The 10,850-nt window shown below is 65.1% G+C and carries 10 protein-coding genes and 2 pseudogenes; 4 read left to right on the top strand and 8 right to left on the bottom strand.

The window, feature by feature from the left end:
• Positions 1–204 (top strand): annotated as a pseudogene (locus A5791_RS26795) (hypothetical protein); the annotation flags it as partial.
• 6 nt (positions 205–210) lie between these two features.
• Here A5791_RS26795 and A5791_RS13660 read toward each other — a convergent pair.
• Both A5791_RS13660 and A5791_RS13665 read right to left on the bottom strand, forming a co-directional pair.
• Positions 211–1,299: a dihydrodipicolinate reductase gene (locus A5791_RS13660; protein ID WP_067237239.1), complete on the bottom strand. Its 1,089-nt coding sequence runs from the start codon at positions 1,297–1,299 to the stop codon at positions 211–213.
• A gap of 6 nt (positions 1,300–1,305) precedes the next feature.
• A complete protein-coding gene (locus tag A5791_RS13665) occupies positions 1,306–2,331 on the bottom strand; it encodes a Rieske 2Fe-2S domain-containing protein (RefSeq protein ID WP_067237243.1) in 1,026 nt (341 codons plus the stop codon).
• A 148-nt stretch (positions 2,332–2,479) separates the two neighbouring features.
• Here A5791_RS13665 and A5791_RS13670 point away from each other — a divergent pair, with 148 nt between their 5' ends.
• On the top strand, positions 2,480–3,046 hold the full coding sequence (locus tag A5791_RS13670; RefSeq protein ID WP_156661260.1) for a TetR/AcrR family transcriptional regulator: 567 nt from the start codon (positions 2,480–2,482) through the stop codon (positions 3,044–3,046).
• Positions 3,047–3,051: 5 nt separating this feature from the next.
• Positions 3,052–4,182, top strand: a complete 1,131-nt coding sequence (locus A5791_RS13675; RefSeq protein ID WP_067237264.1) for an epoxide hydrolase family protein — start codon at positions 3,052–3,054, stop codon at positions 4,180–4,182.
• Here the strand turns inward: A5791_RS13675 and A5791_RS13680 are convergent.
• The 6 genes from A5791_RS13680 to A5791_RS13705 form a co-directional block, all read right to left on the bottom strand.
• Entirely contained in the window at positions 4,179–5,255 is a 1,077-nt protein-coding gene (locus A5791_RS13680) for a PDR/VanB family oxidoreductase (RefSeq protein ID WP_082966912.1), read from the bottom strand. The two genes, A5791_RS13675 and A5791_RS13680, sit on opposite strands and share 4 nt — an antisense overlap.
• Before the next feature lie 4 nt (positions 5,256–5,259).
• The gene (locus A5791_RS13685; RefSeq protein WP_231995900.1) at positions 5,260–7,017 is read right to left on the bottom strand and encodes an SDR family oxidoreductase; all 1,758 of its coding nucleotides are present in this window, start codon (positions 7,015–7,017) and stop codon (positions 5,260–5,262) included.
• A gap of 3 nt (positions 7,018–7,020) precedes the next feature.
• Complete coding sequence (locus A5791_RS13690; protein ID WP_067237249.1) at positions 7,021–7,929, bottom strand: metal-dependent hydrolase; 909 nt, start codon at positions 7,927–7,929, stop codon at positions 7,021–7,023.
• A gap of 46 nt (positions 7,930–7,975) precedes the next feature.
• Complete coding sequence (locus A5791_RS13695; RefSeq protein WP_369828067.1) at positions 7,976–9,451, bottom strand: flavin-containing monooxygenase; 1,476 nt, start codon at positions 9,449–9,451, stop codon at positions 7,976–7,978.
• Positions 9,435–9,899 carry an SRPBCC family protein gene (locus A5791_RS13700; protein ID WP_067237255.1) on the bottom strand — a complete coding sequence of 155 codons (465 nt, stop codon included), beginning with the start codon at positions 9,897–9,899 and terminating at the stop codon, positions 9,435–9,437. Before A5791_RS13700 ends, A5791_RS13695 begins: the two co-directional genes overlap by 17 nt.
• 95 nt (positions 9,900–9,994) lie before the next feature.
• Positions 9,995–10,510 (bottom strand): Lrp/AsnC family transcriptional regulator, encoded by a 516-nt coding sequence (locus A5791_RS13705; protein WP_067237258.1) that lies wholly within the window; start codon positions 10,508–10,510, stop codon positions 9,995–9,997.
• Between the two features lie 67 nt (positions 10,511–10,577).
• Between A5791_RS13705 and A5791_RS13710 the strand changes: the two are divergent.
• A pseudogene (locus A5791_RS13710) lies at positions 10,578–10,850 on the top strand (alanine dehydrogenase); the annotation flags it as partial.

The raw sequence follows: 10,850 nt of genomic DNA on the forward strand, positions 1-10,850 counted from the left end.
TGGGCCGCAGGCGGGCGCACCGACATCGACAACCTCACCTTCGCCTGCACACCCCACCACAAACTCCTCGACACCGGCTGGCAGACCAGGAACCAACCCAACGGCCAAACCGAATGGATCCCACCCGCCCACCTCGACCACGGCCAACCCCGCACCAACACCCACCACCCCGAACGCATTGTTGATGACGACGAGGCATGCTGACCCGCACTACTCCTTGAACCGCCCGGCGAACCCGCGTAACGGCAAGTCGGCACTGGTGATCAGGCCGGGGGGCGCGGCCACGACGGACTTGATCGCGTGCAGCGCCGGCATGCCGGTGACCGTCATTCCGATGGACGCGAAGTTGTCCGGATTCGACAGATCGATGCCGGGCTTGGGGAAGATCATGTGCTTGTTGTAGACGCACGGGTCACCCTTGATCTGAGTGATGTAGCAGCCTTTGATATTCCAATGCGGGTCGGTGTGCGGGGTCATCTGCCATTCCAGGTGCGTTTCCACCCGCGGAACGCCGTCCACCATGCCCTGGTACTTGATGTAGTTACCGCCCAGCGAACCCTTGGGCAAGGTATACCAACCCAGGTCGACGTCTTTGGTGCACGCACCCAACTCGTACCTGAACTTGACCTCGTCGAGTGTCAGATCGAAACAGTCGGCCATCATGAGCACGCTGTCGGCGAACACACGGGTGTACTTCTCCAGCTTGGACGGGATTTCCGGATCGTCGACCGGCTGCCCGTAGCCGACCTCGATCCAGGTTTCCTTGGAGTGATGGCACGACACGTCGACGGACTCGATGGTGGTGATGTTCTCGATCTCGGCGACGTCGGCCGAGCACACCACGCCGAGGATCTGGTTCAGGCCAGGGTTCATTCCCGTGCCGTAGAAGGAGGCATTGCCCTTTTCGCAGGCCTCGGCCAGCAGCTGCGTCACTGGCTTGCCCGACGGATGAGGGTGGTTCTTGTCGCGATGCCACCCGGTGATCCAGTCCGCAGTGGTGACGATGTTGATCCCGGCCTCAAGGACTTTGACGTAGAGATCCTCGTCGGGAAACACGCCATGAAAGGTCAGGACGTCGGGTCGAGCCGCAATGATTTCCTCGACGGTGCCCGTGGCCTTCACGCCGTTGGGTTCCATGCCCACCAGCTCACCGACATCGCGACCGATCTTCTCCGGCGAATAGCAATGCACGCCAATGAGTTCCAGGTCGGGGTAAGCGGCAATCCGTTTGATCATCTCCGAACCGACGTTGCCCGTCGCTACCTGGAACACACGAACGGGTCGAGCGGGTGCAGTCATTGACGTTCAGCCTTTCTGGGACGCTGCATAGACTTCGGCGGCACTACCGCCGATGCCGTCGGGATAGAACTGCTTGGCCCACTGGCGAATTGCGGTGAAGCCCTGGTACTCGTCGGGGGCCAGCGCGGGTGGGTCGGAATAGCGCTGGTGCTGCCAGATGTGGACGTCCTGCTCGAACTGCCTGATGACTTCCCGCCCGAACTCCTGCGCCCTGAGCTCCGCACGAGCCGCATCCTTGGCCGGCGTGCGTCCGATATAGACCATGAACCGCACATCGGAGGTGAACTCGTCGACCGGGGTGATCGCGGAGATGGTGCGGTTGTCGACCATTCCCCAGCTCTTCGTCACCGCAATACCCAGACCGCCGTTGATCGCCTCCACGCCGCTGTTGACGTCCTCGATCTTCTGGCCGTCGTCCCCCTCGAACGTGATGGTGAAGTCGACGAAGGACACTGGTTCCTCGAAGTCATGGCGGGTGAACACCGGCACGATCGGCGTGTTGTGCACGTACTTGAAGTGCGCGAAATCCACACCGTTCTCCAAGACGTACTGCGGGTGCATCTCCAGACCCTCCCGGTACAACCGCTGCTGCGGGTAGTAGTCCGCCGCAGCGCTGTCGTCGCCGAAGCTGGCGAATACGTCGGGCGCGTCGAAGTAAGGTTCACGGCCCTGTATGTCGTGCCAGATGTAGACGGACTCGTTGCGCTCCACAACGGGATAGGTGCGGATGCGCCGGCCGCGGTTGGGGCGGTCCTGGTACGGGATGCAGACGTTGCGGCCCTGCTGGTTCCACTGCCACCCGTGGAACGGGCACTGCAATACCTCGCCGACGACCTTGCCGCCGAAGCCGAGATGAGCGCCCAGATGCTCGCAGTAGGCGTTCATCACCGTGAGCTGGCCGGACTGTGCCCGCCAAGCGACCATCTCCTGGTCGAAGTACTTCATCTTGTGGACCTCGCCGGCGCCGATCTCATCGGACCAGGCGACCTGGAACCATCCGGTCGGTTTCATCGACAGCGGCGGCTTAGCCATCGAACCCTCCTTGCCAGATCGCAATCACAGTACCCTCTATGAAAAAGTATGTCGAGACCTTAAGATGAACGCCATGACTGGGCGCGTCGCCGGGGCCGGCGTCGAAGGCCGGCGTCCCAACCGGCGCGGCAGTGCCACCCGCGAGAGCATGCTGGAGGCCGCGCTGCGATCACTGGCCTCGGGTGAGCCGGGCTCGGTGTCGGCCAACCGCATCGCGAAGGACATCGGTGCCACCTGGGGTGCGGTGCAGTATCAGTTCGGCGACACCGACGGTTTCTGGGCGGCGGTTCTGCACCGCACCGCCGAGCGACGCGCCGCGACATTCTCGACGTTGTCGACGCCCGTCCAACCGGACGCGCCCTTGCGGGAGCGGGTCGGCGCCATCATCGAAACTCTCTATCGCGGCCTGGCGTCGGCGGATTCACGCGCGATCGAGAATCTGCGGGCCGCACTCCCCCGCGAACCCGCCGAGCTGGAACGCCTCTACCCGCGCACCGCCGCCGAACTGTTCTCCTGGGGAAAGAGCTGGCTGGAGACCTGTCAGAACGCCTTCGCCGGTCTCGATGTCGACCCGGGCCGGGTGCGCGAGGTGGCCGCCCTGATCCCGGGCGCGATGCGCGGCCTGGTGTCCGAGCGCCAACTGGGCTCGTACGCCGATCTCGACATGGCGCGGCGAGGACTGACCAACGCGCTGGCCGCCTATCTGGAAGGGTGACGTACATGGAACCGCTGGTTCTCGACGTGCCTGAAGTTCAGATCAGCAACCTTCGGCAACGGCTCAGCAACGCACGCTGGCCGGCCGAGATCTCCGGCGCGGGTTGGGATTACGGCACCGACCAGTCGTTCCTGCGCGGCGTGGTGGACCATTGGGTGAACCGCTACGACTGGCGCAGTGTCGAGGCCGAGGTCAATGCGATCGGTTCGTTCGTCACCGAAGCGGCCGGACAGCGCGTGCACTTCCTGCACGCAACATCAGATGACCGAGGCGCACTCCCTCTTGTCATCACGCACGGCTGGCCGGGCTCGATCGTCGAATTCCTGGACGCACTACCGTTGCTGCGGCAGCGATTTCACGTCGTCCTGATATCGATGCCGGGCTACGGCTTCTCCGGCCCGACCAGCGAACGAGGCGTCGACGTCGCCCGTATCGCCGCGGCGGTCGCCGACGTGATGGCTCAGCTCGGTTACGAACGCTATATCGCACAGGGCGGTGATTGGGGCGCACTTGTCACGCGCCACCTCGGCGAGGATCACGCCCCCCACGTAGCCGCGATCCACAGCAACATGTTGTTCGCGCCGCCCGATCAGTCCGACGCCGAACTACTGGCGAACATCTCGCAGTCCGAACTCGCCGCCCTAGCGTCCAGCGCGGAACGCATCAAAGACGGCACCGCGTACATGGAACTACAGTCCACGCGCCCACATTCGCTGGGTTTCGGCCTGGACGACTCACCGCTGGGCCTGGCCGGCTGGATACTCGAGAAGTTTCATGCCTGGTGCGACATACGAGGAGGCATGCCGATCTCCATCGATCGCCTCATCGACAACCTGATGTTCTACTGGCTGACCGGCACCGCGACGTCGGCCGCGCGGCTGTACTGCGAATCAAAGCGCGCCGGCACCGGCGTACTCAGCGAATGGACCGGTCGCGTCGACGTTCCCACCGGGTACGCGGTCTACCCCTATGAGTTGATGCAAACCCCGCGCGCCTGGGCAGCGGCGCGATACAACCTGGTGCACTACGCAATCCAGGACCGCGGTGGGCATTTCGCGGCCTTCGAGCAGCCGGCCGCCTTCGCCGCGGATCTGGTGAACTTCGCCGACGTGCTGACAGAACAGCAGGTCTTTTAGGCGTCTATGACGACCCGGTCTGCTTTCGCCCGGGACACGCAGACCAGCATCTCGTCGTCGCCAATGACACCTCGGCCCCGGTGATCGACCTGTCCGGCAAGCACTTTGACTTTGCAGGTGCCGCAGAAACCCTGCTGGCACGAGTACGGGGTCGTCGGGTCCCGGTCGAGCATGACATCAAGAGCGGACCGGTTCGCCGGCACGTTGAGCGCTTGGTTCGACCGGGCAAGTTCCAATTCGAACGGAACTCCGTCGACCACCGGCGGTGGGCTGAACCGCTCGTAATGCAGTGGCGCATCTGCATGTTCGTCGCGAGCCACCCGGACCGCCTCCAACATGGCACTGGGCCCGCACACGTAGACGGCCGTCGTTCGCCCGGCCCCCGCCAGCAGGTCATCGACGGCCGGCACGCGACCGTGCTCGTCGTCGGCCCACACGGTGACCCGGTCTGGCGCCACCGACACCACCTCGTCCAGGAACGGCATGTAATCCCGGCTACGGCCGGCATAGATTGCGCGCCAATCGATTCCGTATTGCTGGGCGACCCGGATCATCGGCAGAATCGCCGTCACGCCGATGCCGCCGATCACGAACAGCACATCGCGTTCCGTCGTGCCGAGATAGAACGCGTTGCGCGGACCTTCGAACGTCAGAGTGTCGCCCACCCGGTATGCGTCGTGCATCTCGATCGAGCCACCGCCACCGTCGGCGATCCGGCGAACGGCGATGCGGTAGTCGGTGCGCCGCCCCGGCGGACCGCACAGCGAGTACTGACGGCGCCGCCCCGACGGCAACTGAACGTCGATGTGTCCGCCCGGCGTCCACGACGGAAGCAGCCCGCCGTCGGGGTCGGCCAAGGTCAACGCGACCACGTCGGGTGCGACGAGTTCGCGTCGGGTGACCACCGCAAACTGCGTCCGCCGCACCGGCACCACACGCGCCGGTGACCACCGCGACGCCGCGGCAAAGCCCGCGAACAACGTTCGTACGCCCCACAACACGGTGGCGAAGCGGTCCCGATCGCGGCGGCCGTAGAGGTCGGCCGGCCTGCTGTCCCAGATGCTCTCCGACACCGTCTTACTTCTGCCGGAGATCGAAGCGCGCGAACAGCCGAAGCGCCGACGGGCTGATGCGGCGCAGCGCGTAACCGATGCGGGACTCTGCGGCCACCGGCAGCACCGCCGGACCCGTCCGAACGGCCTTGACTATCGCCTTGGCGGTGGCTTCCGGGGTGAAGTTGCGGCGCCGGTAGGCCACGTCTGCCTTCTGCCGGGCATGCTCCTGCTGCTGCGCCGTCATCCCCGCGTAGACAGTGCTTTTGGCGATGTTGGTGTTGACGAAGCCCGGGCACACGGCCGTCACAGTGATGCCCTCGTCGGCGAGGTCGGCGCGCAAGGCCTCGCTGAATGCCAGCACGGCCGCCTTGGTCGTGCTGTAGGCGACCATCGATTTCGACGGTATGTATGCGGCCGCCGACGCGATGTTGATGATCGTTCCGCCCTCGCCGCGTTCGGCCATCTGCTCACCGAACGCCCTGCTGCCGGTGATGACCCCGCGGACATTGACGCCGATGATGGTGTCCCAGTGCGCCGACGTCGTCTCCAGGAAACGGCCGGCCATCCCGATACCGGCGTTGTTCACCAGGATGTCGACCACGCCGTGTTCTCGGAGAACTTGTGCCGCAAGGTCATTCATCGCGGTTTCGTCGCTGACGTCGGCTTGGTAGACCGCCGCCTCGGCATCCGCCGCGCGCACCGCGTCCGCGGTTTCCTTGGCCGCCACCGAGTCCAGGTCGACGATCACCACCTTGCGGGCGCCCTGACGCGCCAGCTCGACGGCGGTAGCGCGGCCGATACCCGCGCCCGCACCGGTGACCAAAGCGAGCTTGCCGCTCACCTGGCGCGGGCCGGTGCGCACCTCAGAATCGCCTTCGGGAACACCACGGCCCACGCGGTCTACCCATTCGGCGGTCAGCCGGGCGATGACGTCGGGACGCGACGCCACCACCCAATGTCCGCCTTCGATCGGAACAACCCTGCTGTCCTGTGGAATTGCGCCGGTGAACCGCTGCAGCCCAGGTGTGACGAAAATGTCCCTACGCGGCACCAGCACTTGGACCGGGACGTTGGTTCGCGGCAGCTGCGGCCCGGGTGACACCATCGGTGCGGGCATGTTTTCCCGGTACAACGCCAGCCCGTTGACGTAGTCGCCGATCGAGCGGGGCGGCACCTGACGCCGGCTGCGGGCGCTGCTACGGCCGATACGTTCAAGAGCACCAAAGACTTTCACGCCCAGCCCGGACCGAAACGTCCAGTCGGGGAGCCCCGGGCAGAGAAAGAACCCGATATAACTTGAGCCCACAAGCTGTTTGGCGACGTCAGACAGAGCCCGCGGAGAGCGCGCTGAGCGCAGGAACCTGCCCGCGTAGCGCAGGTGCGGACCCGAGATCGAGGTGAAGGAAGCGACTTTGGGCATCACCGAGTCGTCGGTGATGGCCGCCCAGGTGGCAATCGAGCCCCAGTCGTGCGCAAGTAGGTGCACCTTGCCGACGCCCAGGCTGTCGATCACGGCGCCGGTGTCGGACACCAGCTGGTCGAAGCGGTATCCCGAACGCTCTGCCGGACAAGACGATTCGCCCGCGCCCCGGACGTCATAGGCGACGAAGTTATAGCGCTCGACGAGCTCCTCGGCGACCCCGTCCCACACATGGTGATTGTCGGGCCAGCCGTGAATGGCGAGGATGGTCGGACGCGCAGGATCGATCTCGCCATACCGGTATACGGCGAGGGTGACCCCGTCGGAGGCGGTGACGGTCTTGCCGATGGTGGTAGCCACAGCTCAGTGCGATGCCCGGGCGGCGGGTGAGACAGCCAGGTAGTCGACGGCCAGGTCCAGTCCGCCGAGCTGCGACGGATGGAAGCCCGGCTTGTAGTAGTCGCCGACGACCCGCGCCAGGCGCAGCGGGCCGGGTACCAAACCGCGGCGTGCCGCCCTGATGTAGTCGCGCCAGCGCGGCTTGCTACCCGGAGGCAGCAGCGGATCCACCGAATACATGAACCGCACTCCGCGAATCCACAACAGCAACATCACCGGCGTGACCGCCAGCTGGGTGCGTACCTGCCGCCAGTAGCCGGCCCGCAGGTGCTTCATGGTGTCGAAGGCGACGGCTTTGTGCTCGACCTCTTCGGCGCCGTGCCACCGCAACATGTCCAGCATCACCGGGTCGGTGCCGACGGCGTCGAGCTCGGGAGAATCGAGGATCCACTCACCCAGCACGGCGGTGTAATGCTCGATTGCCGAGATGAAGGAGACCTGCTCGAGCAGCCAACTGTGTTGTCGCCGAGTGCTGCGCCGCGGCTTTTCGCCGAGCAGGCGCTCGAACAGCCACCTGACCTGACCGGTGAATGGCGCCAGGTCGACGCCCTGGGCGGCGAAGTGGGCGAGCACACCAGAGTGCGCCTGAGAATGCATCGCCTCCTGACCGATGAACCCCTGCACATCCAGCCTCAGCTGGTCGTCCTTGATCAGCGGCAGCGCTTTCTTGAATACCTCGACGAAGAACTCCTCGCCGGCGGGCAGCAGCAGATGCAGGACATTGAGGACATGGGTGGCCAGCGGCTCGTCGGGCACATAGTGAAACGGCAGGTTGGCCCAGTCGAACTTGACATCGCGTGCCTCGAGGACCAGGCGCTCGTGATCGAGGGACGCGTCATGCGGACCGACTGCTTGGTTGTCAACGGTAATCAATGCCGGCCCCCCTCAAATTCGGTCAGTATAGATGCGGCACCACGCCTCAGGCGAAGCTGCGCAGGTCGTAGTGGCCTGGATCGGGGTTTTCCAGCATGGCGCGGTGTTCGCCCGGCGTGAACGGCCAAACTTCAGGGAGACCGTTTTTGCCCAGGTACCAGCTGTCGCAGCCGGTCGTCCACACAGTGTTGGGCATCGCCGCGCGCAATCGGTCGTTGTAGGTCGCGGTCGCCGCGGGCGTTGGCTCCACAGTGTCGAATTCACCACGGCGCCAACGATTTATCCAGCGCAGTATGTGATTGGATTGCGATTCGGCCACAGCCGTCAGCGACAGATTCCCCACCGGGCTGTGCGGCCCGAGCATCATGAAGAAGTTGGGAAATCCGGGCATTGCCACGGTTTGGTGCGCGTGCGGGCCGTCGCGCCATACCTCGTCGGCCGTGATTCCGTCCCGACCGGTCAGCCGCATCGGCCGGAAGAAGGCGTGGGTGTCGAAACCGGTGGCCAGCACGATGATGTCCAACTCGTGCAAGACGCCGTCCTCGGTGACGATGCCACGGCGTTCCACATGGTCGATGCCGGCGGTGACCAGCTCGACGTCGTCGCGCTGGATGGCGTGGTAGAAGCCCGCGGACATCACCAGCCTCTTGCACATCGGCTGATACTGCGGGGTCAGGGCCCGCCGCAGCTCGGGGTCACGCACCTTGCGCAAGCTGGCGCGGCACAGCGCTCCCATCCACTTTCGTCGCAAACCCGGTTTGGTCAACGCAACGGCGAAAGTATCGAAAAGAGAGCTGTATACCCGGTAGGCGAGTCGATCGAGCCATGGAATGGCTTGGTGGGTAACGCCGGCTAACCGAGAGTATCGCGGGTTCGGCAGCCGCATGACCCACTGCGCGGTGCGCTGGAACAGCACGACTCTGCCGGCCACGCCGGCCAACCCGCACACCAGCTGGACGCCGGTCGATCCGTTACCGATCACCGCGATGCGCCGTCCCTGCAGCGGCACCCGATGATCCCAGCGCGCGGAGTGAAAGACGTTGCCGCCGAAGTCGTTCAGTCCGGCGATCGACGGCATTCGCGGATGATGCAGCACGCCGGTAGCCGAGATCAGGAAGTCCACCTCGAGTCCGTCCCCGGCATCGGTGCGCAACACCCAGCGGCGGCCGTCGAAGCGGGCGCTGACGATTTCGGTCCCGAACCGAATCCGGTCGCGCAGTGCGAATTGGTCTGCGATGCCACGGAAGTAGGCCTGAATCTCGCCGCCCGGGGAGAACATGCGCGACCAGTTCGGGTTCGTGGCGAACGTGTACTGATAGACGCGCGACGGCACGTCGCAGGTGAGGCCCGGGTAGGTGTTGTCACGCCACGTCCCGCCGACCTCGCCGGCCTTCTCGTAGACGGTGACATCGGTAATGCCGCTGCGCAGCAAGGCGATAGCAACACACAAACCGGACATTCCCGCACCGACGACGGCGACCGCGGGATCACGTATCGTCTTCGAACTACCCGGCTTCCGCACGTTGCTTGAGGCGTTGCAGGGTGAGCTGGATGTGCTCGGCGTTGGCGGCCGCGCGGTCGGTTACACCGGTACCTATGTGGGCGACCTTGCGGAACCAGCCGGGCCGGCGGTCCCAGGTGCTCTCGGTGACCCGGCAGCCGCCGTCGGCGGCAGCTTCGATGTCGTACTGCCAGCGGGCGATCGGCAGCACGGTGTAGCGCACGTCGAACGCGAACGTCCGGCCCGGTTCGGCGTCGGTCACCGTGCACTTCGTCGACCAGCGCTTGTCACCGTGTTCGTTGTGGCCGACGAACACCGCCCCCTTGCTCACGCAGTCACCCTTGCGCAACTCCATCGCCACCGCCTCCTCGGCCAGCGAAGCCAGCGTCGGCAGGTCGGTGATGAGCCGGTACACCTCGTCGGGGCTGCGGTCGATCTGCACGGTCGCCGAGGCGGATGGCTCTGTCATGCGGTGATCATAACCAGCCGGCCATGGCCCCAGACAGGGTTTGGTCCGATGGTGGCGACCCGCCGCGCCCGGCTACGCCGCGCTTGCGATCGCCACTAGATCGGCGCGGCACCGCGCAGGTGCTCGAAGATCAGCGACGTCTGCGTGCCCGCGACGTCGGCGTCGGCGTTGAGGTTCTCGACCACGAACGAGCGCAAGTCCTCGGTGTCGCGGGCGGCGACGTGCAGGATGAAATCGTCGGGGCCGGCCAGGAAATAGACATCCATCACCTGCCGCCTGCGGCGGATCTGCTGGATGAAGCTGCGGATCTTGCCGCGCGCGCTGGACTGGAGGTTGACCGAGATCATCGCCTGCAGCGGCAAACCCACCGCTACCGGGTCGATGTCGGTGTAGAAGCCACGGATGACGCCAAGCTCTACCAACCGGCGTACCCGCCCATGACATGTCGACGGGGCGATTCCCACTGCCTCGGCGAGCGCGTTGTTAGTGATCCTGGCGTCGCCGTGCAGGACGCTCAGGATGCTGCGGTCCACGCCGTCCAGATCGGCCGGCCGAACATCCTTCGACGAGTCGTCCAGCTGAACTGCAATTCCCGCGGACTTATCAGGCATATGGCCACCTTATCGAAGTATCATCATGATCTTTGCGTATTCTCCGAACTTTCTTCACACTGGAAGGATGCGTATCGGCATTCCGACCGAGACAAAGAACAACGAATTCCGGGTCGCCTTCACCCCGGCAGGCGTCGCCGCACTGACGCACCGCGGCCATGAGGTACTCGTCCAGGCCGGCGCCGGGGAAGGTTCGGCAATTTCCGACGCGGACTTCAAGGCGGCGGGCGCTCAATTGATCACCACCGCCGAAGAAGTCTGGGCCGGCGCCGACTTGCTGCTCAAGGTCAAGGAGCCGATGCCGGCGGAGTATCCCCTGCTGCGCCGCGGCCAGATTCTG

The organism is Mycobacterium sp. 852002-51163_SCH5372311 (assembly GCF_001667115.1).
Lineage (GTDB): Bacteria > Actinomycetota > Actinomycetes > Mycobacteriales > Mycobacteriaceae > Mycobacterium.

Bases quoted from the DNA above. Each gene is read 5' to 3' on its own strand.
- A5791_RS13670 (WP_156661260.1), top strand. From the start codon at position 2,480: ATGCTGGAGGCCGCGCTGCGATCACTGGCCTCGGGTGAGCCGGGCTCG.
- A5791_RS13660 (WP_067237239.1), bottom strand. From the start codon at position 1,299: ATGACTGCACCCGCTCGACCCGTTCGTGTGTTCCAGGTAGCGACGGGC.
- A5791_RS13700 (WP_067237255.1), bottom strand. From the start codon at position 9,899: ATGACAGAGCCATCCGCCTCGGCGACCGTGCAGATCGACCGCAGCCCC.
- A5791_RS13665 (WP_067237243.1), bottom strand. From the start codon at position 2,331: ATGGCTAAGCCGCCGCTGTCGATGAAACCGACCGGATGGTTCCAGGTC.
- A5791_RS13675 (WP_067237264.1), top strand. From the start codon at position 3,052: ATGGAACCGCTGGTTCTCGACGTGCCTGAAGTTCAGATCAGCAACCTT.
- A5791_RS13705 (WP_067237258.1), bottom strand. From the start codon at position 10,510: ATGCCTGATAAGTCCGCGGGAATTGCAGTTCAGCTGGACGACTCGTCG.